This is a genomic window from Sinosporangium album (assembly GCF_900100605.1).
Taxonomy (GTDB): Bacteria; Actinomycetota; Actinomycetes; order Streptosporangiales; family Streptosporangiaceae; genus Sinosporangium; species Sinosporangium album.
On sequence record NZ_FNCN01000007.1, the window covers coordinates 242,509 to 269,499 of the forward strand.

At 72.7% G+C, this 26,991-nt stretch carries 2 protein-coding genes; both read left to right on the forward strand.

Features of this window, described 5'->3' with window-relative positions; genetic code table 11:
• The first annotated feature begins 4 nt into the window (after positions 1-4).
• The gene (locus tag BLQ73_RS31105) at positions 5-10,948 is read left to right on the forward strand and encodes a type I polyketide synthase (RefSeq protein WP_176955350.1); all 10,944 of its coding nucleotides are present in this window, start codon (positions 5-7) and stop codon (positions 10,946-10,948) included.
• 19 nt (positions 10,949-10,967) lie between these two features.
• Positions 10,968-26,921: a type I polyketide synthase gene (locus BLQ73_RS33935; RefSeq protein WP_093170092.1), complete on the forward strand. Its 15,954-nt coding sequence runs from the start codon at positions 10,968-10,970 to the stop codon at positions 26,919-26,921.
• The last annotated feature ends 70 nt before the right edge of the window (positions 26,922-26,991 follow it).

The following is a 26,991-nucleotide window of genomic DNA, read 5'->3' on the forward strand; positions in this document are numbered from 1 at the left end:
GCCCATGACCACCCCGAACGACAAGGTCGTCCAGGCCCTCAGGTCCTCCATGAAAGAGGCCGAACGCCTGCGGCGCCACAACCGCGAACTGCTCTCCGCCGCCGCGGAGCCCATCGCCGTCGTGGCCATGAGCTGCCGCTACCCCGGCGGAGCCGACACCCCTGAAGCCCTGTGGGACCTGGTCGCCGCCGGCGTCGACGCCACCTCCCCGCTGCCCGCCGACCGCGGCTGGGACCTCGCCGCCCTGTACGGCGCGGGCACCGACACGCGCGGCACGGACGTCAGCCTGCGGGGAGGTTTCCTCGACTCCGCCGCCCATTTCGACGCCGACTTCTTCGGCATCTCGCCGCGTGAAGCCGTCACCATGGACCCGCAGCAGCGGCTGCTGCTGGAGACCTCCTGGGAGGCGTTCGAACGCGGCGGCCTGGACCCGGTCGCGCTGCGCGGAAGCCGTACCGGGGTCTTCATCGGCACCAACGGGCAGGACTACGCCTACCTGCTCGTGAGGTCCCTCGCCGACGCCACCGGCGACATCGGCACGGGCATCGCCGCCGGGGCCGTCTCCGGCCGAGTCTCCTACACCTTCGGGCTGGAAGGGCCCGCGGTGACCGTCGACACCGCCTGCTCCTCGTCCCTGGTCGCCGTCCACCTGGCCGTCCAGTCGCTGCGCGCCGGTGAATGCGCGCTCGCCCTCGCCGGGGGAGTGAACATCATGTCCACGCCCGGCTCGCTCCTGGAGTTCAGCCGCCAGGGCGGGCTCGCCGCCGACGGCAGATGCAAGGCGTACGGCGACGCCGCCGACGGCACCGGCTGGTCCGAAGGCGTCGGCGTGCTCCTCCTCGCCCGCCTGTCCCACGCCCGGCGCAACCGCTATCCCGTCCTCGCCGTCATCCGAGGCTCCGCCGTCAACCAGGACGGCGCGAGCAACGGCTTCACCGCCCCCAACGGCCCCTCGCAGCAGCGTGTCGTTCGCGCCGCCCTCGCCAGTGCGGGGTTGTCCCCGGCCGATGTGGACGTGGTGGAAGGACATGGCACGGCGACGCCGCTGGGGGATCCGATCGAGGTGGGGGCTCTTCTCGCGGCGTACGGGCAGGAGCGTGACAGGCCGCTGTTGCTGGGGTCGGTGAAGTCGAACATCGGCCACACGCAGGCGGCTGCGGGTGTGGCGGGTGTGATCAAGATGGTGATGGCGTTGCGGCACGGGGTGGTGCCGCCGACGCTGCATGTGGATGCGCCGTCGTCGCACGTGGACTGGTCGGCGGGCACGGTCGAGCTGCTGACCGAGGCGCGGGAGTGGCCTGAGGGCGGCCGGCCGCGTCGGGCCGGTGTCTCCTCCTTTGGGATCAGCGGGACGAACGCGCACGTGATCGTGGAGCAGGCGCCGTCCGCACCGCAGGAGGCGGCGGCGGTCGGGGAGCCGGGTGTGGTGCCGTGGGTGGTGTCCGGCAAGTCGGACGTGGCGCTGGACGCGCAGGTCGAGCGGGTGACGTCTGCTGCGGGCCGTGCTGTGGATGTGGGGTTCTCGCTGGCGGGCCGTACGGCTTTCGCGCACCGGGCGGTGTTCCTGGCGGGGCCGGACGGGGTGCGGGAGATCGCGCGGGGTCGCGCGGGTGAGCGGTCTGTGGCGTTCCTCTTTTCGGGACAGGGGGCGCAGCGGCTGGGGATGGGCCGGGAGTTGCATGGGAGGTTCTCGGTGTTCGCGGCGGCGTTCGATGAGGTGTGCGGGCTGCTGCCGGGTGTGCGGGATGTGGTGTGGGGTGAGGATGCGGGGCTGCTGGATCGGACGGTTCATGCGCAGGCGGGGTTGTTCGCGGTCGAGGTGGCGCTGTTCCGGCTGGTGGAGTCGTGGGGGGTGCGGCCGGACCTGGTGGCGGGGCATTCGATCGGCGAGGTGGCGGCGGCTCATGTAGCGGGGGTGTTCTCGCTTGAGGATGCGTGTGTGCTGGTGGGGGCGCGCGGCCGGTTGATGGACGCGCTTCCGTCCGAGGGCGCTATGGCGGCGGTGCAGGCCACCGAGGGGGAGGTGCTGGCCGAGCTGGGCCAGGATGGTGTGGCTGTGGCGGCGGTGAATGGGCCCGCCTCGGTCGTGGTCTCTGGGGACGAGGATGCCGTCGAGCGGGTTCGGCGGCATTTCGAGGGGCTTGGGCGGAAGACGTCGCGGCTTCGGGTGTCGCATGCGTTCCATTCGCCGTTGATGGACCCGATGCTGGAGGAGTTCCGGGCGGTGGTCGAGGGGCTGTCGTTCAATGCCCCGGAGTTCCCGCTGGTGTCGAATGTGACCGGTGGCCTGGCCGATCCCCAGGTGGTGACGACGCCCGACTATTGGGTGAGGCATGTGCGGGACACCGTAAGGTTCGCCGACGGGGTACGGAGCCTGCGGGAGGCGGGGGCGACGGCGTTCCTGGAGCTCGGGCCTGGCGGGGTGCTGACCGCTCTGGTGCGGGGCATTGTGGACGAGGGGTGTGTGGCCGCCGCCGGATTGCGTGCGGACCGGCCGGAGGAGACCGCGCTGCTCGGCGGGCTTGCGGAGCTTTACGTGGCCGGCGTGAAGGTCGACTGGGCCGCGGCCTTCGACGGCACCGGGGCCCGGCGCATCGGCCTGCCGACCTATGCCTTTCAGCGTGAGCGGTACTGGCCCGCACTTCAGCCTGATGCGGGCGATCCCTCAGCCCTTGGTCTTGCCACGGCCGACCATCCACTTCTGGGTGCTGTCGTCCCCCTCGCTGGTCGTGAGGAGCTCCTGTTCACCACCCGGCTCTCCACCCGGGAACTCCCCTGGTCGGCCGACCACACCGTGGACGGCGTCGCCGTTCTGCCGGCGACCGCGTTCCTGGAGCTTGCCGTACTCGCGGGCGACTACGCCGGATGTGACACAGTGCGAGAACTGTCGGTGCGTGAGCCGCTTGTCCTTCCTGAGGATGGCGCGGTGGTCGTGCAGGTCTGGGTGGGGGCACCGGATGCGTCGGGCGCCCGGAGCGTGGGGTTCTTTTCGCGTACGGATGGTCCGGGTTCCTCCGGGCGCGGCATGGTTGAGCTTGACGAGGTGTGGGTCGAGCATGCGTCGGGTGTCCTGGCCGAGGGCAGGCAGGATGTCGAAGCCTTCGACGCTTCGGTGTGGCCGCCTCGGGGCGCGGTCGCGGTCGACGTCGAAGGGCTCGGGGAGGGGCGGGGGGCGGCCTTCCAAGGGCTGCGCTCGGCGTGGCGCCGAGGGGCCGAGGTGTTCGTTGAGGCCGCGCTGCCTGCCGAGGTCGCCGGAGACAGCGGGCGATTCTCGATCCACCCGGCGTTGCTGGACGCCGTGGCGCAGGCGGACGAGCTCGTGCATGGGGTCGGCACGGGGCCGGACGGCAGGGGCCATCTCGGTCCGCATCTCAGCCCGACCGCGTGGCAGGGTGTCGCGCTGCACGCGGTTGGGGCGTCGGTCGTGCGTGCGCGGCTGGTCCGCGCGGGTGGTGAAGGCGCGGTGTCGGCCTTGCTGGTCGACGTCAAGGGCGCTCCGGTGCTGTCGGCGGAGTCACTGACTCTCTCGGTCCTCTCGGTCCCCGGTGCGCACAGGGCTGATGGCGGCGGGTCTCTGCTCACGTTGGAGTGGATCCCGGCTCCGTCCGGCCGCAACGGGGTTGATCGGGCGACGGGATACAGGCCGACGGGATACGCACTGGTCGACTTCGCCTGGAGTGCTGCGGAGGCACCTGCGGCGAAGCGCGGTCACGGCCGGGACGGTGGGGCCGTGACCACACCCACGTTGGATCCCCCGCGTGGCCATGACCGGCCGTCTGGTACGGCGCAGCCCGGCATGCCGGTCCCGGAGGACGGGTGTTCCGGGGACGGCGTGTCGCTGGGCTTGTCCATAGGCGTCGGCGATGCCGCCGGGCTGGTTGAGGAGCCGCCGCTGATTCACGGTGGTTGGAGCGGGGTTCCGGTCGGGGCGCTGGCGGATCTGGATTCTGCGGTGCCGCCTGTCATCGTGGTTCCGGTTCCGGGTGTCGACGGTGATGATGTGCCGTCGTTCGTGCACGGGGTGTGCGGCCGGGTCCTGGGACTGGTACAGGAGTGGCTGGCGGGGGAGCGTTTCTCGGGGTCGCGTCTGGTGTTCGTGACGCGAGGGGCTGTGTCGGCCGTGTCGGCGACGGGGGAGTCGGTGGATCCGGCGGCTGGTGCGGTGTGGGGGTTGGTGGGGTCGGCGCTGTCGGAGAACCCCGGGCGTTTCGGGCTGGTGGATCTGGAGCCGGGGGCCTCACTGCCGCTGAGCGATGTGCTGGCGGGCATGTCGGCGGTCGGCGAGGAGCGTGTGGCGGTTCGTGGTGGTGAGGTCCTGGTCGCCCGCCTGGCCCGGGCATCGGCGGACGCCGCAGGCCCCGCGCGGCGCGGGGTGGCCGACATGGGGTCCCCGTCCGATGGGTCGGCCGCGGGGTCGGCGGCCTTCGTCGGCTCCAACGACGCTGGGCCGTCGGCTGCCGTCATGTTGGGTGCTGGTTGGGCCGGTGACGGGACCGTACTGGTGACCGGCGGGACCGGCGGGTTGGGACGTGAGGTGGCCCGGCATCTGGTGGTCACGCATGAGGTGCGGAGCCTGCTGCTGGTGGGGCGCCGGGGGCTGGAAGCCCCCGGGGCTGCGGAGCTGGTGGAGGAGCTGCGGGGGCTGGGCGCCGAGGTGGTGGTGGAGGCGTGCGACGCTGCCGATCGTGACGCTCTCGCGGGGGTGCTGGCGCCCGTGGGATCCAGGCTGGTGGGAGTGGTGCATGCGGCGGGGGTGCTGGACGACGGAGTCGCGACCTCGTTGTCCGGCGATCGGGTGTCGGGGGTGCTGCGGTCGAAGGTGGACGCGGCCTGGCATCTGCATGAGCTGACGCAGGGCCTGGATCTGCGGATGTTCGTGCTGTTCTCGTCGATCGCGGGGGTCATGGGGGCCGCCGGGCAGGGGGCCTATGCGGCGGGGAACGTGTTCTTGGATGGTCTGGCCAGGTATCGGGCTGCTCGGGGGTTGTGCGGGGTTTCGGTGGCGTGGGGGGCGTGGGCTCCTTCCGGTGGGATGACGGGGGCGCTGTCGGAGGCGGATCTGCGCAGGTTGACCGCCTCGGGGGTCGCGCCGCTGCCGGTGGCCGAAGGGCTGGCGCTGTTCGATGCGGCGGTTCGCGGGCGGGAGCCGTACGTGGCGGCGTTGGGGCGTTTCGCGGTGAGTGCTTCGCCGGGTGGTGAGGTGCCGCCGCTGTTCCGGGGACTGGTCAGGGTGAGGCGGCGGGCGGCTGCGGCGGGAGAGGCCGCGGGGACGGCGTCCGTACTCGCCGAGCGTCTACGTCAGATGCCCGAGGCGGAGCGCGGGCGGCACATGCTGGACCTTGTACGGCAGGAGGCCGGGGTTGTCCTGGGGCATAAGTCCGGCAAGTCGGTCGATGCCACGCGAGAGTTCCGCGACCTGGGGTTCGACTCGCTCACCGCGCTGGAGCTGCGCAACCGGCTGGCCACGGCCACCGGGCTGCGCCTGCCCGCGACCCTCGTGTTCGACCACCCGACGCCGGCGGTGCTGGCCGAGCACCTGACGGCGGAACTGCTGGGGCAGCACAGCGAGTTCGGCATCGCCGTCGTGAATGCGACGCTGCCCGCCGACGAGCCCATAGCGATCGTCGGGATGGCGTGCCGGATGCCCGGCGGGGTCGAATCGCCCGAGGACCTGTGGGAGCTGGTGGCCGAGGGCAGGGACGGCATCGGTGACTTCCCCACCGATCGAGGCTGGGATCTCGACGCCCTGTTCGGCGGGCAGGGACCCGGGCGCGGCGTCAGCGCCACTCGTCGCGGCGGCTTCCTGACTGGTGTGGGGGAGTTCGACGCTGACTTTTTCGGTATCTCGCCGCGTGAGGCGCTGGCGATGGACCCGCAGCAGCGTCTGCTGCTGGAGACATCATGGGAGGCGGTGGAGCGCGCCGGGATCGATCCGGCGGCGCTGCGCGGCAGCCGTACCGGGGTGTTCGTCGGCACGACGGGCCAGGACTACGCGACGCTCGTGATGAACTCGCGTGAGGACGTCGAAGGCCATGCGAGTACCGGGCTCGCGAACAGCGTGATCTCCGGACGTGTCGCCTATGTCCTGGGGTTGGAGGGGCCCGCCGTCACCATCGATACGGCCTGCTCGTCGTCGTTGGTCGCCATGCATCTGGCCGCGCAGTCGCTGCGCAGTGGCGAAAGCTCGCTGGCCCTGGCAGGCGGCGTGACCGTTCTGTCCACGCCGGTGAGTTTCCTGGGCTTCTCACGGCAGGGCGGGCTCGCGCCCGACGGCACGTGCAAGGCGTTCGCGGACGCGGCGGACGGGACCGGGTGGTCGGAGGGCGTAGCCGTACTCCTGCTGGAGCGGCTGTCGGACGCTCGGCGCAATGGGCACCGCGTGCAGGCCGTGTTGAGGGGCTCGGCGGTCAACCAGGACGGCGCGTCCAACGGGCTCACCGCGCCGAACGGGCCTTCCCAGCAGCGGGTGATCCGCCAGGCGCTGGCCAACGCCGGGCTGTCGCCGGCCGAGGTCGACGCGGTCGAGGGACACGGCACGGGCACGCCGCTGGGGGACCCGATCGAGGCGCAGGCGCTGCTGGCGACGTACGGGCAGGGGCGGGAGCGTCCGCTGCTGCTGGGGTCGGTGAAGTCGAACATCGGCCACACGCAGGCGGCTGCGGGAGCGGCGGGCGTGATCAAGATGGTCATGGCCATGCGCTCCGGGGTGCTGCCGCCGACGCTGCACGTGGATGAGCCGTCCACGCATGTCGACTGGGCGATGGGAGCGGTTGCCGTACTCACCGAACCGGTCCCGTGGGACAGTGCCGGGCGGCCGAGGCGGGCGGGGGTGTCGTCGTTCGGGATCAGTGGGACGAACGCGCACGTGATCGTGGAGGAGGCGCCCGACGTGCAGGAGGCCGTCGGGGAGCGGGCGGTCTCGCCGGATGCGGCGCCGGATGCGGTGCCGGGTGTGGTGCCGGGTGTGGTGCCGGGTGTGGTGCCGTGGGTGGTGTCGGGCACGTCGGAGGCGGCGCTGGGGGCGCAGGTCGAGCGGGTGATGTCCGCTGCGGGCCGTGCCGTGGACGTGGGGTTGTCGCTGGCGGGCCGTACGGCGTTCGCGCACCGGGCGGTGTTCCTCGCGGGGCCGGACGGGGTGCGGGAGGTGGCGCGGGGGCGTGCGGGTGAGCGGTCCCTGGCGGTGCTGTTCTCAGGGCAGGGGTCGCAGCGGCTGGGGATGGGCCGGGAGCTGCGTGCGCGCTTTCCCGTGTTCGCGGCGGCGTTCGATGAGGTGTGCGGGCTGCTGCCCGGCGTTCGCGAAGTCGTCTGGGGGGAGGATGCCGAGCTGCTGGATCGGACGGTTCATGCGCAGGCCGGTTTGTTCGCCCTTGAGGTTGCCCTGTTCCGGTTGGTGGAGTCGTGGGGGGTGCGGCCGGACCTGGTGGCGGGGCATTCGATCGGCGAGGTGGCGGCGGCGCATGTGGCGGGGGTGTTCTCGCTTGAGGATGCGTGTGTGCTGGTGGGGGCGCGGGGCCGGTTGATGGACGCGCTTCCGGCGGGCGGGGCGATGGTGGCGCTTCAGGCCGCCGAGGAGGAGGTGCTGGCCGAGCTCGGCCGGGATGACGGTGTGGCCGTGGCGGCGGTGAACGGGCCGACGTCGGTGGTGGTGTCGGGTGTGTCGGAGGCGGTCGAGCGGGTCCGGCGGCATTTCGAGGGGCTGGGGAGGAAGACGTCGCGGCTTCGGGTGTCGCACGCGTTCCACTCATCCCTGATGGACCCGATGCTTGAGGAGTTCCGCGCGGTCGTGGAACGGCTGGAGTTGAAAACGCCGACGATTCCCGTGGTGTCGAACCTTACGGGTGACGTCGCTTCACCTGAGGAGATCCGTTCACCTGGGTATTGGGTTCGCCATGTTCGCCACGCCGTACGGTTCGCCGATGCGGTGCGAACGATGACGGAAAGGGACGTGTCGGCGTTTCTGGAGCTCGGGCCTGACGGGACACTGACGGCGCTGGTGCAGCAAACTCTGGACGGCGACTCCGACCATGTGGCGGCTCCGGCGCTGCGTAAGAATCAGCCCGAGGAAGACGCTGTCATCGGTGCGGTTGCCCGCCTTCATGTCGCGGGTGTCGCGGTGGGCTGGCGCCGCCTCTACGACGACACCGGCGCTCGTCCCGTGGACCTGCCCACCTATCCGTTCCAACGGCGGAACTACTGGCCCGTCCCCGCCCCACGCCTGGGCGATGTGAGCGGCGTCGGCCTCATGCCGACGGGACATCCGCTGCTCAGCGCGGTGGTTCCCCTCGCGGATTCCGATGGCGTGTTGCTGACGGGCATGGTGTCCCCGGCGACCCATCCCTGGTTGGCCGACCAAAGCTCATTCCCGGCGACGGGATTCCTGGAGCTCGCGCTGCGTGCGGGCGATCAGGTCGGCTGCGATCGTGTCGTCGAATTGACACTTGGCGAACCGCTGCCGTTGCGCGGCGGGCCGGTCGCGGTGCAGGTGTCGGTGAGTCCGCCGGACGCCTCGGGGCACCGTACGGTGCACTGCTATTCGCGCAACGATTCCTCCAGCCCATGGACCGCGCACGCCACCGGAACCCTGGCTCCCGGTGAATCGATCGGGGAGTCGGACGCGTTCGCATGGCCGCCGAAGGATGCCGTCGCGGCTGATGGTCTCTGGCGGCGCGCTGACGAGTTGTTCGGCGAGGTTTCGCTGCCGGGCGAGACGGGCGATGCCGAAAGGTTCTGCTTGCACCCGGCGCTGGTGGATGCGGTCGTTGAGGCGGCCGAGTTCGCGGGCGTCGGTGAAGGCGAAAGCGAAGACGAAGGTGAAAGTCTTGTGCCGTCGGGATGGCGGGGGGTTTCGCTGCACGCGACGGGCGCCTCCACGGTGCGTTTCCGCGTGGCAAGGCTGAGTGGCGACGCGGTGTCGCTCTCGATGGTCGATGTGGAAGGCGCTCCGGTGCTTTCCGTGGAGTCACTGTCACTTTCTTCTCCGTCGGTCTCCACGGAGACAGAGGCGCAGGGGCGTGGGTTCGGGTCCCTGTTGTCGTTGGAATGGGTGCTGCCGGCTGCGGGACCTGGCAGGTCTTCCAGCGCCAGGCATTCGATATCGCACGCGCTGCTGGAAGCAGCCTTGTGCGGACCGGCAGGTCCAGGTGCGGCCGACCCTGCTGTGGAGCCGGTGCTGGTCGAGGGGGGCGAGGGCGGGACCCGGGCCGGGACGTTGTCGGGTCTGGGGGCCGATGTTCCGTCCGTGGTGCTTGTCCCGGTGCCGACGTTCGGCAGCGGTGATGTGCCGTCGTTCGTGCATGGGGTGTGCGGCCGGGTTCTGGGGCTGGCGCAGGAGTGGCTGGCGGGGGAGGCGTTCTCGGGGTCGCGTCTGGTGTTCGTGACACGTGGGGCCGTGTCGGTGGCCGGGGAGGCGGTGGATCCGGCGGCGGGCGCGGTGTGGGGGCTGGTGGGGTCGGCGCTGTCGGAGAATCCCGGGCGGTTCGGGCTGGTGGATCTGGAGCCGGGCGCCCCGCTTCCGCTGGAGGGTGTGGCGGCGGTCGGGGAGGAGCGGGTCGCGGTTCGTGGCGGTGAGGTGCTGGTCGGCCGGCTGGCCCGGGTGTCGGTGGAGGTTGCGGGTGCCGGTTCGGGGTGGGCGGGTGATGGGACGGTCCTGGTGACGGGGGGGACCGGCGGGCTGGGGCGTGAGGTGGCCCGGCATCTGGTGGTCGCGCACGGGGTGCGGAGCCTGCTGCTGGTGGGGCGGAGAGGGCTTGAGGCTCCTGGGGCTGCGGAGCTGGTGGAGGAGCTTCGGGGGCTGGGCGCCGAGGTGGTGGTGAAGGCGTGTGATGTCGCTGATCGTGATGCTCTGGCGGGGGTGCTGGCGCCGGTGGGTTCGCGGCTGGTGGGGGTGGTGCATGCGGCGGGGGTGGTGGACGACGGGGTGGTGACCTCGCTGTCGGGGGAGCGGGTGTCGGGGGTGCTGCGGTCGAAGGTGGACGCGGCCTGGCATCTGCATGAGCTGACGCAGGGTGTGGATCTGCGGGTCTTCGTGCTGTTCTCGTCGGTCGCGGGGGTGATGGGGGCGGCGGGTCAGGGGGCTTACGCGGCGGGGAACGTGTTCTTGGATGGTCTGGCCCGTTATCGGGCTGTGCGGGGGTTGTGCGGGGTTTCGGTGGCGTGGGGGGCGTGGGTTCCCGCGGGTGGGATGACGGCGGCGCTGTCGGAGTCGGATCTGCGGAGGTTGGTCTCTTCGGGTGTGGCGCCGCTGTCGGTGGCGGAGGGGTTGGCGCTGTTGGACGCGGCGGTTCGCGGGCGGGAGCCGTACGTGGTGGCGTTGGGGCGTTTCGCGGTGAGTGCTTCGCCGGGTGGTGAGGTGCCGCCGCTGTTCCGGGGACTGGTCAGAGGCAAACGGCGTGCCGCACAGGCAGGAGCGGGCACGGAGCTCGCTGCGGCGATGGCCGAACGATTGCGTGGCATGCGGGACGGCGACCGCCTGCGACATGTCCTGGATATGGTGCGGGCCGAGGGGGCGGCCGTACTCGGACACACGTCCGGCGATGCCCTTGACGCCGCGCGGGAGTTCCGCGACCTGGGCTTCGACTCGCTCACCGCGCTGGAGCTGCGCAACCGGCTGACCACGGCCACCGGGCTGCGCCTGCCCGCGACCCTCGTGTTCGACCACCCGACGCCGGCGGTGCTGGCCGAGCACCTGCTGGCGGAGATGCTGAACGAACACAGCGATTCAATTGAGCAAGCACTGCTTTCCGACCTCGATAAATTCGAGGTCGCTCTGGCCGCGGGCGATGCGGATGCCTCTCTCAAATCCGCAGTGTCTCTTCGCCTACGCCGAATGCTGCACAAGCTTAACGAGGATGACTCCGGCAAAAGCGTTGCCGAACACATTGAGGCCGCCGACGCGGACGAGATTTTCGCGTTCATCGACAACGAGCTCGGCCGTCTGACCGACCGCTGATCATCGGAAGGGTCCCCCCATGTCTCACGACAGCAAGCTCGTTGACTATCTCAAGTGGGTCACCGCGGAACTGCACCAGACGCGTCAGCGGCTCCTGGACGTCGAATCAGGAAAGCATGAGCCTGTCGCCGTCATCGGCATGGCGTGCCGCCTGCCCGGCGGCGTGCGTTCGCCCGAGGACCTGTGGCGACTGGTGGTGGAGGAGCGGGACGGCATTTCCGGATTCCCGACGGACCGGGGCTGGGACCTCGACGCTCTCACCGGGGGTGGAAACGGAAGCAGCGCCACGACCGAGGGCGGCTTTGTCGCCGCGGCAGACTTCGACGCCGACTTCTTCGGCATTTCGCCGCGTGAGGCGCTGGCGATGGATCCGCAGCAGCGGCTGCTGCTGGAGACCTCGTGGGAGGTCTTCGAGCGGGCCGGGATAGATCCGCTGACGCTGCGCGGCAGCCGTACCGGGGTGTTCGTCGGTACGGCGGGCGTCGACTACGTCGGCGTGGTGATGAATTCGGATGAGGACGTGGAAGGCCACGCGACCACCGGCCTCACCGCCAGCGTGCTGTCGGGCCGGCTTTCTTACGCCTTCGGGCTGGAAGGTCCGGCGGTAACGCTGGATACGGCGTGTTCTTCATCGCTGGTGGCGCTTCATGTGGCGGCGCATTCGCTGCGGTCGGGTGAATGCTCGCTGGCGCTGGCCGGCGGGGTGACCGTGCTTTCCACTCCGATGAGTTTTTCGGGGTTCAGCCGCCAAGGCGGTCTCGCGGCCGACGGCAGGTGTAAGGCGTTCGCCGATTCCGCCGATGGCACGGGCTGGTCGGAAGGCGTCGGCGTGCTTCTGCTTGAGCGGCTGTCGGATGCCCGGCGAAACGGCCGCGACATTCTCGCCGTCCTGTCCGGTTCCGCGGTCAATCAAGACGGGGCCTCAAACGGTCTCACCGCCCCCAACGGCCCCTCCCAGCAGCGTGTTGTTCGCGCCGCCCTCGCCAGTGCGGGGTTGTCTCCGGCGGATGTCGATGTCGTGGAGGGGCATGGCACGGGGACGACGCTGGGGGATCCGATCGAGGCGCAGGCGCTGCTGGCGGCGTACGGGCAGGGGCGGGAGCGTCCGCTGCTGCTGGGGTCGGTGAAGTCGAACATCGGTCACACGCAGGCGGCTGCGGGTGCGGCGGGTGTGATCAAGATGGTGATGGCGTTGCGGCACGGGGTGGTGCCGCCGACGCTGCATGTGGAGGTGCCGTCGTCGCATGTGGACTGGTCGGCGGGGTCGGTGGAGCTGCTGACCGGGCCGCGGCCGTGGCCGGAGGCGGGGAGGCCGAGGCGGGCGGGGGTGTCGGCTTTCGGCATCAGCGGCACGAACGCGCATGTGATCGTGGAGGAGGCTCCTGCGGTAGAGCGGGAGGAGATGGGGGTCGGAGAGCCGGGTGTGGTGCCGTGGGTGGTGTCGGGCACGTCGGAAGGGGCGTTGGAGGCGCAGGTCGAGCGGGTGATGTCGGCTGCGGGCCGTGCCGTGGGCGGTGCTGCGGATGTGGGGTTGTCGCTGGCGGGCCGTACGGCGTTCGCGCACCGGGCGGTGTTCCTCGCGGGCGCGGACGGGGTGCTGGAGGCGGCGCGCGGGGAGGCCGACGAGCGGTCGCTCGCGGTGCTGTTCTCGGGGCAGGGGGCGCAGCGGCTGGGGATGGGCCGCGAGCTGCATGCGCGGTTCCCGGTGTTCGCGGCGGCGTTCGACGAGGTGTGCGGAGAGTTGGACGGGCATCTCGACCGGCCGCTGCGTGACGTGGTGTGGGGTGAGGACGCCGAGCTCCTCGACCAGACGGTTTATGCCCAGGCGGCGCTGTTCGCTCTTGAGGTCGCCCTGTTCCGCCTGGTCGAGTCGTGGGGTGTGCGGCCGGACCTGCTCGCAGGCCACTCGATCGGTGAGGTGGCGGCGGCGCACGTGGCGGGGGTGTTCTCCCTGGCGGACGCGTGTGTCCTGGTGGGGGCACGTGGCCGGTTGATGCAGGCGCTCCCGGCCGGTGGCGCGATGGCGGCGGTGCAGGCCACCGAGGAGGAGGTCCTGGCCGTACAGGGCGAGACGGCCGTGGCGGCGGTGAACGGGCCGACGTCGGTGGTGGTGTCGGGGGCATCCGAGGCGGTCGAGCGGGTCCGGCGGCATTTCGAGGGGCTGGGGCGGAGGACGTCGCGGCTGCGGGTGTCGCATGCGTTCCATTCGCCGCTGATGGACCCGATGCTGGACGGGTTCCGGGCGGTTGTCGAGGGGCTGTCCTTCAGCGCCCCGGAGATCCCGCTGGTGTCGCATGTGACCGGCGGCCTGGCCGATCCCGAGGGGGTGGCGACGCCCGGTTACTGGGTGGGGCATGTGCGGGACACCGTACGGTTCGCCGAGGGGGTGCGGAGCCTGCGGGAGGCGGGGGCGTCGGCGTTCCTGGAGTTGGGGCCGGGCGGGGTGCTGACCGCTCTGGTGCAGGGCGTCGCGGACGAGGGGTGTGTGGCCGCCGCCGCGTTGCGTGCGGACCGGCCGGAGGACGCCGCGCTGTTCACGGGGCTCGGGCGGGTGTATGTCGCGGGGGTGGCGGTCGACTGGGGCAGGGTGTTCGACGGCGCCGGGGCTCGGCGGGTGGATCTGCCTACCTATGCGTTCCAGCATGAGCGCTACTGGCCGAGGCCGGCGGCGCGTGTCGGCGATGTGGGTGGTGCGGGGCTCATGCCGGCGGGTCACCCCCTGCTGGGGGCCTCGGTGACCTTGGCGAACTCGGAGGGCACGCTGTTCACAGGCAGGTTCTCCGCGACCGCGCACCCCTGGCTGGCCGACCACGCCGTTGACGGGCACGTGGTGTTCCCCACCGCCGGCCTGCTGGAACTGGCGATACACGCGGGTGACCACGTGGGGTGTGACCGGGTCGAGGAGTTCAGCCCGAAAGAGCCGCTCGTGCTGCCCGAAGACGGCACGGTGGTGGTGCAGGTGTGGGTGGGGGCTCCGGACGCCTCGGGTGCTCGGGTCTTCGGCCTTTTTTCGCGTGCGGACGGCGCGGCCGAGGAGAACTGGGTCGAGCACGCGTCGGGCGTGTTGGTGTCGGGCGAGCAGGTTCGGACCTTCGACGTTTCGGCGTGGCCCCCTCGGGGAGCGGTCGCGGTCGAGCACGTGGACGAGGACGATACACCGGGTTTCCGTGGCCCGCGTTCGGCGTGGCGCCGCGGTGGCGAGGTGTTCGTCGAGGTGGCGCTGCCCGCGGATCTCGCGGGAGACGGTGAGCGGTTCGGGATGCATCCGGCGTTGCTGGACGCGTTGGTGCAGACGGCCGGTCTTGTGGTGAAGCGCAGGGGGGCCGCGGATGCCGATCACGACGAGTACGGCGACCGCGCCCCAGCGGCCGGGATGTGGTCGGCCGGGACGTGGCGAGGGGTCTCCCTGCACGCCTCCGGCGCGTCGGTGGTCCGGGCGCGTCTGGTCAGCACGGGCAGCGGGTCGATCAGCGGGTCGATCTCGGTGTCGGTCGTCGATACCGAAGGCGCGCCTGTCCTGTCGGCGGAGTCGCTGGCGCTGATCGCTCCGACGGCCCCTGCGGGGCTGCGCAGGACTGCGGAGCCGGGGACCCTGCTGAGGTTGGAGTGGGTCCCTGCGGCTTCGGGTCACGCTGCGGGCGCGTCGTCGGGTGTGCGCGCCCCGGTGACGTATGCGCTGCTGGAAGCGGCGTCACACGAATCCATGGTGTCACCGATGGCTTTTGGCGGCATGGCCGGAGCGGCTCGGGAGCCTCTGGCGGTCGAGGGGGGCCGAGCCGGTGCGCGGGTCGAGGCGCTGTCGGGGCTCGGCTCTGAGGTGCCTCCGGTCGTGCTTGTCCCCGTGCCGGCATTCGGCGGCGGTGATGTGCCGTCGTTCGTGCACGAAGCGTGTGTGGAGGTTCTCGGCCTGCTGCAGGAGTGGCTGACCGGGGAGGCGTACGCGCGGTCGCGTCTGGTCTTCGTGACACGCGGGGCCGTGTCGGTGGTCGGGGAGACGGTCCATCCGGCGGCCGGTGCGGTGTGGGGGCTGGTGAGCTCGGCGCTGTCGGAGAACCCCGCGCGTTTCGGGCTAGTGGATCTGGAGCCGGGGGCTTCGCTTCCGCTGGGCGATGTGTCGGCCGCCGGCGAGGCGCAGGTGGCCGTCCGGGATGGTGAGGTCCGAGTCGCCCGCCTGCTCCGCGCGTCGGTGGAGGCTGCGGGTGCCGCCCCTTCCGGGTGGGCCGGCGACGGGACGGTCCTGGTGACCGGCGGCACCGGCGGGCTGGGCCGTGAGGTGGCCCGCCATCTGGTGGTCGGTCACGGGGTGCGGAGCCTGCTGCTGGTCGGAAGGCGAGGGCTCGAAGCGCCCGGGGCCGCGGAGCTGGCGGAGGAGCTCCGGGCGCTGGGCGCCGACGTCACCGTCGCGGCCTGCGACGCCGCCGACCGCGACGCTCTCGCGAGGGTGCTGGCACCCGTGGGATCGCGGCTGGTGGGGGTGGTGCATGCGGCGGGGGTGGTGGACGACGGGGTGGTGACCTCGTTGACCGGCGAGCGGGTGTCGGGGGTGCTGCGGTCGAAGGTGGACGCGGCCTGGCACCTGCACGACCTCACGCAGGATATGGACCTGCGGGTTTTCATGATGTTCTCCTCGATCGCCGGGGTGACGGGCGCGCCGGGCCAGGGAGCCTACGCGGCCGGCAACCTGTTCCTTGACGGTCTGGCCCGCTACCGGGCGAGCCGGGGGTTGTGCGGGGTGTCGGTGGCATGGGGGGCTTGGGTGCCCACTGCCGGGATGACGGCGGCGCTGTCGGAAGGGCATCGCCGACGCCTGGGCTCTTCGGGTGTGGCGCCGCTGTCGGTGGCGGAGGGGCTGGCGCGGTTCGACGCGGCGCTCGGGGGGCGGGAGCCGTACGTGGTGGCGTTGGGGCGTTTCGCCACAAGCGCCCCGCAGAGTGGTGAGGTGCCGCCGCTGTTCCGGGCGCTGGTCAGAGGGAGACGGCGGGCCGCTCGGGGTGGGGCGGGCATGGCGTCGGCGCTCGGGGCGCGGCTCCTGGGCCTGCGGCCCGAGGAGCGCATCGGGCACATGGTGGAGCTTGTGCAGGGGGAGGCGGCGGCCGTACTCGGGCACGCGTCGAGCCGGGCCGTCGGCAGGGATCGGCCGTTCCAGGCGATCGGGTTCGACTCGCTGACCGCGCTGGAGCTGCGTAATCGGCTGACCGCGGCCACCGGGCTGCGCCTGCCCGCGACGCTGGTGTTCGACCATCCGACGCCGACGGTGCTCGCGGAGCACCTGGTGGCCGAACTGCTGGGCGAGGAGGCCGACGCGCATGCTCCGGCGGTTGTGGCGGCGAGTGTCGCGGACGACCCGGTCGCCATCGTCGGGATGGCCTGCCGCCTTCCGGGAGGCGTCGAATCCCCGGAGGAGCTGTGGGAGTTGGTGGCCGAGGGCCGGGAAGGGATCAGCGATTTCCCTGCCGACCGAGGGTGGGACCTCGCGACGCTGCTCGGCGGCGGCCGGAACGGGCAGGGGCGCAGCGCCACATCGCGCGGGGGTTTCCTGCAGGGAGTGGCGGAGTTCGACGCCGACTTCTTCGGCATTTCGCCGCGTGAGGCGCTGGCGATGGACCCGCAGCAGCGTCTGCTGCTGGAGACCTCGTGGGAGGCGATCGAACGCGCGGCGATCGATCCGGCGGCGCTGCGGGGCAGCCGGACCGGCGTGTTCGTCGGCACGGGAGGCCAGGACTATCTCACCCTGGTGATGAACTCCGCCGAGGATATTGAAGGCCATGCGAGCACCGGGCTCGCGGCCAGTGTCGTCTCCGGGCGCGTCTCCTACACGCTCGGCCTGGAGGGGCCGGCCGTCACCATCGACACGGCCTGCTCGTCGTCGCTGGTGGCGATGCATTTCGCCGCGCACTCGCTCCGGAGCGGCGAGTGTTCGCTGGCGCTCGCGGGCGGCGTCACGGTGATGTCGTCGTCGCTGGGGTTCCCCGGTTTCACCAGGCAGGGCGGGCTGGCCCCGGACGGCAGGTGCAAGGCGTTCGCCGACGCGGCGGACGGGACGGGGTGGTCGGAGGGCGTTGCCGTACTCGTCTTGGAGCGCCTGTCGGACGCGCGGCGCAACGGTCGCGAGGTGCTGGCCGTGCTGCGCGGTTCGGCGATCAACCAGGATGGGGCGTCCAACGGGCTGACCGCGCCGAACGGGCCGTCGCAGCAGCGGGTGATCCGCCAGGCGCTGGCGAACGCCGGGCTGTCGCCCGCCGAGGTCGATGCGGTCGAGGCGCACGGCACGGGCACGACGCTGGGGGATCCGATCGAGGCGCAGGCGCTGCTGGCGGCGTACGGGCAGGGCCGGGAGCGGCCCCTGCTGCTGGGGTCGGTGAAGTCGAACATTGGTCACACGCAGGCGGCTGCGGGTGCGGCGGGTGTGATCAAGATGGTGATGGCGTTGCGGCACGGGGTGGTGCCGAGGACGCTGCATGTGGATGCGCCGTCGTCGCATGTCGACTGGACTGCGGGCGACATCGAGCTGCTGACCGAGGTGCGGCCGTGGCCGGAGGCGGGGAGGCCGAGGCGGGCGGGGGTGTCGGCTTTCGGTATCAGCGGCACCAACGCGCATGTGATCGTGGAGCAGGCGCCGTCCGCACCGCAGGAGGCGGCGGCGGTCGGGGAGCCGGGTGTGGTGCCGTGGGTGGTGTCCGGCAAGTCGGACGTGGCGCTGGACGCGCAGGTCGAGCGGGTGACGTCTGCTGCGGGCCGTGCTGTGGATGTGGGGTTCTCGCTGGCGGGCCGTACGGCTTTCGCGCACCGGGCGGTGTTCCTGGCGGGGCCGGACGGGGCGCGGGAGGCGGCGCGAGGCGAGGCTGATGAGCGTTCGCTCGCGGTGTTGTTCTCGGGGCAGGGGGCGCAGCGGCTGGGGATGGGCCGGGAGCTGCATGCGCGGTTCCCGGTGTTCGCCGAGGCGTTCGACGAGGTATGCACGCTGCTGCCGGGCGTACGGGACGTCGTGTGGGGCGACGACGCCGAGCTGCTCGACCAGACCGTCCACGCCCACGGGGCGCTGTTCGCCCTTGAGATCGCCCTGTTCCGCCTGGTCGAGTCGTGGGGCGTACGGCCCGCCATGGTGGCGGGGCATTCGATCGGCGAGGTGGCGGCGGCCCACGTGGCCGGGGTGTTCTCCCTCGCGGACGCATGCGTCCTGGTGGAGGCGCGCGGCCGGCTGATGCAGGCGCTCCCGGCCGGTGGCGCGATGGCGGCGGTGCAGGCCACCGAGGACGAGGTGCTGGCCGAGTTCGGCCGCGACGGCGTGGCTGTGGCGGCGGTGAACGGGCCGTCGTCGGTGGTGGTCTCCGGTGCGGAAGCCGCCGTGAACGAGGTCATGGCCCGGTTCGGCGCCCGGGGGCGGAAGACGAGCCGCCTGCGCGTGTCGCACGCGTCCCACTCGCCGCTGGTCGAGCCGATGCTGGAGGAGTACGGGCAGATCCTTGCGGGCGTGGCGTTCCGCCCGCCGGAGCTGCCTCTCGTCTCCACCGTGACCGGTCGCCCCGCCGACGCGGAGCTGGTCGCAACGCCCGACTACTGGGTGAGGCAGGTGCGCCGCGCCGTACGCTTCGCCGACGCGCTGGGCGCCCTCCGCGACGGCGGCGCGACCGCGTTCCTGGAGTTGGGCCCCGACGGGGTGTTGACGACGATGGCGCATGGAGGCCCCGGGTGTGTGGCGGCGCCGGCGCTCCGGCAGGGCCGGTCGGAGGAGGAGGCGCTGCTGAGCGGGCTGGCCGCACTTCACGTGGCCGGGGTGGGCGTGGAGTGGGCGAAGGTCTTCGACGGTTCGGGGGCGCGCCGGGTGAGCCTCCCGACCTATGCGTTTCAACGCGTCCGCTACTGGCCGGACACCTCGGCGGCGACGCGCGGCTCCGGTCCGGCAGGGGCGGCGGAGTCGGTGGACTCGGATGAGCCGGGCTTCTGGGCAGCGGTCGAGGGCGAGGATGTCGACACGCTGGCCTCCGACCTTCGGGTCGACGCCGAAGCCCTCGGCGCGGTGCTGCCGGCGCTGTCGTCGTGGCGCCGCCACCGCAGGGACCAGTCGATGCTGGACGCCGTCCGGTTCCACGAATCGTGGAAACCGCTGCCGGGGATGTCCTCGGGGCACCTGCCGGGGCCGTGGCTGGTGGTCGCGCCCGCGCATTGCGACGACGAGGAGTGGACGGCGGCGGTGCTCGCGGCGGTGGGCGGCGACGCGCTGTGCCTGAACGTCGAGGCGCTCACCCGCGGCGAGCTGGCCGCGCGGCTGCGCGCTCTGCCCGCGCCCGGCGGCCCGTTCGCGGGGGTGCTGGCGCTGCCGGCGGCGTCGGACGCGGGCGGGGAGGAGGCGGTGCGGGCGGTAGCCGTACTGCTGCAGGCGCTCGGAGACGCGGAGATCGCGGCGCCGCTGTGGTGTGTGACGCGCGGAGCGGTGGCGGTGGGGGCCGCGGAGCCGGTGGCGGCTCCTGAGCGGGCCGGCGTGTGGGGACTCGGGCGGGTCGCCGCCTTGGAGTGGCCGGAGCGGTGGGGCGGGCTGATCGACCTGCCGGACGTCATCGACCGGCGGGTGGCGCGGCGGCTGGCCGGGGTGCTCGCCGGCTCCGGCGGAGAGGACCAGGTGGCGGTGCGGTCGTCGGCGGTGTACGGCTGCCGGCTCGTCCCCGCCCCCGCGGGCTCGCCGGGTGCCCTATGGGAGCCGTCCGGCACGGTGCTGATCACGGGTGGAACGGGCGGCAGGGGTGCTCATCTGGCCCGCCGCGTCGCGGAGGCGGGAGCCCGGCATCTGCTGCTGGTGAGCCGCAGAGGCCTCGACGCGCCGGGCGCAGCCGACCTCGTGGCCGAGTTGCGGCGGCTCGGGGCGGAGGCCACGGTCGCGGCGTGCGATGCGGCCGACCGGGAGCGGCTCGCCGAGGTGCTGGCGGGCATACCGGGGGACGCGCCGCTGACGGCGGTGGTGCATGCGGCGGCGGCTGCGGACGACGGACTGCTGGACGATTTCACCGCGGAGCGGTTCGCCGCGCTCTACCGGTCGAAGGTCACCGCCGCCCTCACCCTTCATGAACTCACCAAGGATCTGGATTTGTCGGCGTTTGTTCTGTGTTCGTCGCTGGCCGGGGCTGTGGGCGTCCACGCTGTGGCGGGGGCCGCGGCGGCGAACGCCGTACTCGACGCGCTGGCGAGGCACCGCGCGGCGCGGGGGCTCCCCGCGACGTCGGTGGCGTGGGGCGCGTGGGTGGGCGACGACGACACGTGGGGGGGCCAGCCCGCGCGCCGCACCGCGTTCCCCGCGATCCACCCGGATCTCGCGGTCGCGGCGGTGCGGCAGGCCGTCGCAGCGCCCGCCCCGGCGCTGGTGCTGCTCGACCTGCGGCAGCCGCAGATCCTCGACACCCTCATCGGCCTGCGGGGCAACGCACTGCTCAAGGACCTGCCCGCGGCCCGGCAGGCCCTCGCGGCGGCCGACGCCGAGCGCAAAACGCTCGCATCGGCCGCGACCGACCTCGCCGGGCGGCTGCGGCCGATGCCGGACAGAGACCGTACGGCACTGCTGACCGACCTGGTCCGCACCCACGTGGCCGCGGTCCTCGGCCATGCCGACGTGTCGGCCGTGGCGCCGGACAGGAAGTTCGGCGACCTCGGCTTCGACTCGCTGACCGCGATCGAGCTCCCGGCCCGGCTGCACCTCGCGACCGGCGTGAGGCTCTCCTCCACCGCCGTCTTCGACCACCCGACCTCGGCCGTCCTCGCCGCGCACCTCCTCACCGAGCTCCTGGACGAGCGCCCGCAGGCGCGGCCTCCGGCGGCGGTGGAGCGGGCGTCCGACGACGACCCGATCGCCATCGTCGGCATGGCCTGCCGCCTGCCCGGCGGCGTGCACACCCCCGGCGACCTGTGGCGCCTGCTCGTCGACGGCGGCGACGGCATCTCGCCCTTCCCCGCCGACCGGGGCTGGGACCTCAAGACCCTGATCGGCGGCGACCGCTACGGGCGCGGCAGGAGCGCGACGCTCGAAGGCGGGTTCGTGCCCGGCGCGGCGGACTTCGACGCCGGGTTCTTCGGCATTTCGCCGCGTGAGGCGCTGGCGATGGACCCGCAGCAGCGGCTGCTGCTGGAGACCTCGTGGGAGGCGCTGGAATGCGCGGGCGTGGACCCCGAGGCGCTGTACGGCACGCGCACCGGCGTGTTCGTCGGGACGAGCGGCCTCGACTACGCGACGCTCATGATGAACTCGCGCGAGGACATCGGCGCACACGCCGGCACGGGCCTGGCGAGCAGCGTGATGTCAGGCCGCATCTCCTACACGCTCGGCCTGGAGGGGCCGGCCGTGACGATCGACACGGCGTGCTCGTCGTCGCTGGTGGCGCTGCACATGGCGGTGCTGGCGCTGCGCAACGGCGACTGCTCGCTCGCCCTGGCGGGGGGCGTGACGGTGATGACGACGCCGGTCGGATTCTCGGGCTTCACCGTCCAGGGCGGTTTGGCGGCCGACGGCAGATGCAAGGCGTACTCCGACGCGGCCGACGGCACGAGCTGGTCGGAGGGCGTGGGCGTCGTGGTGCTGGAGAGGCTGTCCGAGGCTCGCCGCAACGGGCATGAGGTGCTGGGGGTGGTCCGCGGTTCGGCCGTCAACCAGGACGGCGCGTCCAACGGCATCACCGCGCCCAACGGCCCGTCGCAGCAGCGGGTGATCCGCCAGGCGCTCGCCTCGGCGGGCCTTGCACCCGCCGATGTGGACGCGGTCGAAGGCCACGGCACGGGCACCGCGCTCGGCGACCCGATCGAGGCGCAGGCGCTGCTCGCGACGTACGGCCAAGACCGGGAGCGGCCCCTTCTGCTGGGGTCGCTCAAGTCGAACATCGGCCACACGCAGGCGGCGGCCGGCGTTGCCGGCGTCATCAAGACGGTGCTGGCGATGCGGCACGGCCTGCTGCCCAAGTCCCTCCACCTCGACGAGCCGTCGTCGCACGTCGACTGGACCTCGGGCGATATCGAGCTACTGACCGAGGCGCGGCCGTGGCCGCGGGTGGACCGCCCGTGGCGGGCCGGCGTGTCGTCGTTCGGCATCAGCGGCACCAACGCCCACGTGATCGTCGAGCAGGCTCCGCCCGCGGAGGGGGAGACCCCCCGCCCGACCACCCGCCCGACCGCCCACGAGCGGGTGGTGTCGCCGCGCGCGGTGCCGTGGGTGGTGTCGGCCAAGTCGGAGGCGGCGCTGCGGGCGCAGCTCGTACGGCTGTCGCCGCTGCTCGGCGAGCTCGGTGGGCTCGGTGGGCTCGCCGACCGCACCGACGACGCCGGGGACGCAGGGGATGTCCCTCCGGCGGGCGCGGCCTTGGATGCGGGGCTGTCGCTGGCGGGCCGGTCGCGGTTCGCGCATCGGGCGGTGCTGGTGAACGGCGAGGAGGTCGCGCGGGGTGTGGCGTCCGAGCAGACGCTCGCCGTGCTGTTCACCGGGCAGGGGGCGCAGCGCCTGGGGATGGGCCGCGACCTGTATGGACGGTTCCCGGTGTTCGCCGAGGCGTTCGACGAGGCGTGCGGGCTGCTGCCGGGCGTCCGGGACGTCGTGTGGGGCGGCGACGCCGAGCTGCTGGACCAGACCGTCCACGCCCAGGCGGGGCTGTTCGCCCTTGAGGTCGCCCTGTTCCGGCTGGTCGAGTCGTGGGGCGTGCGGCCCGCCATGGTGGCGGGGCATTCGATCGGCGAGGTGGCGGCGGCCCACGTGGCGGGCGTGCTCTCCCTGGCGGACGCGTGTGCCCTGGTGGAGGCGCGCGGCCGGCTGATGCAGGCGCTCCCGGCCGGTGGCGCGATGGCCGCGGTGCAGGCCACCGAGGAGGAGGTGCTGGCCGAGCTCGGCTCGGACGGTGCGGCCGTGGCGGCGGTGAACGGGCCGTCGTCGGTGGTGGTGTCGGGCACGGACGAGGCCGTCGAGCGGGTGCGGAGCCACTTCGACGGGCTCGGACGCAAGACCGGGCGGCTGCGGGTGTCGCACGCGTTCCACTCGCCGCTGATGGACCCGATGCTGGAGGACTTCCACCGGGTCGTCTCCGGCCTGGTGTTCCGCGCCCCCGCGATACCGCTGGTGTCGAACGTGACCGGCCGGCTCGCCGACCCCGAACTGGTCGCGACGCCGGACTACTGGGTCAGGCATGTGCGGGACACCGTACGCTTCGCCGACGGCCTGCGGGCGCTCCGCGACGCGGGCGCGACCGCGTTCCTGGAGCTCGGCCCCGATGGTGTGCTGACCGCGCTGGTACGGCAGGAGCACGACCGCCCCGCCGCCTGCGCCCTGCGCAAGGGCCACCCTGAGGAGTCCGCGCTCCTCACCGGCCTGGCGGGTCTGCACGTGGCGGGGGTCCACGTCGACTGGGCGGAGGTGTTCGGAGGCACGGGGGCGCGGCGCGTGGAGCTGCCGACCTACGCCTTCCAGCACGAGCGCTACTGGCCGCGGCCGGCGCCGCACAATGGTGACGTGACCTCGGTCGGGCTCGTCCCGGCCGAGCATCCGCTGCTGGGCGCGGCGGTCCCGCTGGCGGACGCGGACGAGGTGCTGTTCACCAGCCGCCTCTCACTGCGGGTGCACCCGTGGATTCTCGACCACCGCGTGAACGGGCAGATCATCTTCCCGGCCGCCGGATATGTCGAGATGGCGATCCGGGCCGGGGACCAGGTCGGCTGCGGCAGGCTCGCGGACCTCACCGTCGTCGCGCCGCTGGAGCTCGCCGAAGGCGCCGAACCCGCCGTCCAGGTGTGGGTGGGAGCCCCTGGCGGGTCGGGTGCCCGCACGGTGAACTGCTACGCACGGCCCGCCGACGTCGGCCCCGACGAGCCGTGGACGTGCTGCGCGACCGGCACCCTCGTCGAAGGCGACGCCGAGGCGGTGGCGGAGGAGCCGCCGATCTGGCCGCCGCCCGCCGCCCACCCCGTCGACCTGGACGGCTTCCACGACACGCACGGCCGCGGCGTGTCCTTCCCGGGGCTGCGGGCGGCGTGGCTGCGCGGGGACGAGGTCTTCGCCGAGGTGGAGCTGCCGCGTGAGCAGGCCGAGGACGCCCAGTACTTCGGGTTGCACCCCGCTCTGCTGGAGTCCGCCCTCCGCGCGTGCGCGCTGGTGGGGGAGGAGGAAAGGATGCTTCTGCCGTACGCGTGGCGGGGCGTCACGTTGCACGCGACCGGCGCGTCGATGCTGCGGGTGCGCATCGCGCGGCTCGACAGAGACGGCTCCGGTGGTGGCCCCGAGGGCGCTGGTTCCGAGGGCGCTGGTTCCGAAGGCGGCGGGGACGGCGGCGAGACGGTGTCGCTGACCGCGTTCGACGCCAAGGGAGAGCCGGTCATGTCGGTGGAGACGCTGATGCTGCGCCCGCCCTCGACGCCCGGGACGGCCCGCGGCGGCCGCGATCCACTGTTCCGGCTGGAGTGGATGCCCGCCCCCGACGTCCGGGCGGGCGCGATCCCCGCCTGTGTGGCGCTCGGCGACGACGAGTACGGCATCGGCGCGTCGGTCGCCTCCCTCGACGCACTGGCGCGGCTGTCCGGGGCGGCCTCCCGCACGCCGGAACTGGTCGTGGTGTCGATGACCTCCCTGCACGCCACGCCCGGCGCGGGCGGGGACGTCGCGGCAGCGGTCCACGACGTCGCGGCACGCGTGCTGGGCCTTGTGCAGGAGTGGCTGGCCGACGCGCGCTTCGCGGCCTCGCGCCTGCTGTTCGTGACCCGCTCCGCCGTACGGGCGGCCGGCGGAGACCGCGTGGACGATCTCGCGGGCGCGGCGGCGTGGGGGCTCGTGCGTTCGGCGCACTCCGAGCATCCCGACCGCTTCGCCCTCCTCGACGCGGAGAAGACCAGCGACGTCTCCGACGCGCTGCCGTACCTTCCCGGCCTCCTCGAAACCGGCGAGGTCCAGTTCGTGGTCAGGGACGGCGCACTGCGCCTCGGTCGCATGGTCCCCCTGACGGACCCCGACCCGGCGCGCGAATGGGACCCCGACGGCACGGTGCTCATCACCGGAGGCACCGGCGCCCTCGGCAGGCACCTCGCCCGGCGGCTCGCGAGACGCGGCGCGCGGCACCTGCTGCTGGTCAGCCGCAGCGGCCCCGACGCCCCGGGAGCAGCCGAGCTGGCCGACGAGCTGCGCGGCCTCGGCGCCCACGTCGAGATCGCGGCCTGCGACACCGCGGACCGCGGCGCGGTCGCCGCCCTGCTGGACCGGATCCCGGCACAGCACCCGCTGACCGCGCTGATCCACACCGCCGGCGTGCTCGACGACGGCGTCGTCACCTCACTCACCCCCGGCAGGATGGCCACCGTCCTGCGTCCCAAGGTCGACGCCACCTGGACGCTCCACCAGCTCACCCGCGACCGCGACCTCGACCTTGCGGCGTTCATCACGTTCTCCTCCATCGCCGGGATCATGGGCAGCCCCGGCCAGGGCAACTACGCCGCCGCGAACTCGTTCCTGGACGCGCTCGTCGACCACCGCAGATCGCTCGGCCTCGCCGGCATGTCGCTCGCCTGGGGCCCGTGGGAGCAGGACGCCGGAATGACCAGCGGGCTCAGCGCCACCGACATGCGCCGCATGCAGGCCGGAGGCATGCCGCCGCTGTCGGTCGGGCAGGGACTGCGGCTGTTCGAGGCGGCGACGGCCATCGACGGGCTGCTCGTCATCCCGCTGGGGTTGACCGGCGGAGCCATGCGCCCGCCGCAGGGCGAGGTGCCTCCGCTCTTCCGCGAACTGGTCGGCCGCACCCGCCGCACCGCCGCGAGCAGCGCGGGCGGCGGCGACGCGGCGGCCACGTTCAGCAGGCGGCTCCTGGAGATGAACGAACGGGACCGGACGCGTTACGTTGTCGAGGTCGTGCGGGTGGAGGCCGCCGCCGTACTGGGCCACCCGTCGCACACCGCCGTCGAACCGGACCGCGACTTCTACGAGCTCGGCTTCGACTCGCTCACCTCCGTCGAACTGCGCAACCGGCTGGCCGCCGCCACCGGGCTGCGACTGCCCGCCACCGTCGTGTTCGACAGCGGAACGCCGACCGAACTGGCCCGGTGGCTGCGGGCCGAGCTGTCGGCGCAGCCGGGCATCGACCCGTCGAGCGGCGGGGAGGCGGGGGCTGTGGCGGTGCCGTACAGCGAACCGGAGCTCGACTCGCTGGAGCGGCTGTTCCTGGAGGCGCTCGGCGCCGGCAAGATCGGCGAGGCGCAGCGCATGCTGGCGGTCGTGGCGGCGCTGCGTCCGACGTTCGAGGCCGCGGCCGAGCTGGAGGACCTGCCGTGGGCGACGACGCTGGCCGACGGGCCGCGCGCGCCGAGGGTGATCTGCGTGAGCGCCCCGACGGCCAACGGAGGGGTCCACCAGTACGCGCGTCTGGCCGCCCACTTCCGCGGCGTCCGCGAGATGTCGGCGCTGCCGCTGGTCGGCTTCGCGGTGGGGGAGCGGCTTCCGGCGACGCCCGAGGCGGCCGTTCGCGTCATCGCCGAGAGCGCGCTGCGCGCCGCCGACGGCCACCCGTTCGTCCTGGCCGGCCACTCCTCCGGCGGTTCCTTCGCCTACGCCGCCGCTGGCCTGCTGGAGAACACGTGGGGGATCAGGCCGACGGGCGTCGTCCTGCTCGACACGCTCAGCTTCCAGCACCACGCCGACGAGGGTGTCGACTACGCCGGGATGATGCGCCTCAACTTCGCCGGGGAGCAGGCCAGTCCCGTGCGGCTCACGAACTCCAGGCTGTCGGCGATGGGCCGCTGGATGGTGCTGCTCAACAAGCTGGACGTCCAGCCCACCACCGCGCCCGTCCTGCTGGTCAAGTGCGGCAAGCCTCTGATCGGTGTGGACGCCGCGCCGGTTGGCGAGCCGGAGGCGGGGCCGCTCGTGCCGGGCGCCGAGGTCCGCCTCGTGGACGGCGACCACCTGTCGCTGGTCAGGGAGGACTCCGCGAAGACGGCCGAGATCATGGAGGACTGGCTCGGCTCCCTCGCCTGACATGCTCGTGAGAAGGCGTGCCGCGGTATGCCCGGTGCGCCTTCTTCATGCCGTTCCTCTAGGGAAATCC

What these genes read in the sequence shown, in the direction of transcription:
- BLQ73_RS31105 (WP_176955350.1), top strand. Translation starts at nt 5, where the DNA reads ATGACCACCCCGAACGACAAGGTCGTCCAGGCCCTCAGGTCCTCCATG.
- BLQ73_RS33935 (WP_093170092.1), top strand. Translation starts at nt 10,968, where the DNA reads ATGTCTCACGACAGCAAGCTCGTTGACTATCTCAAGTGGGTCACCGCG.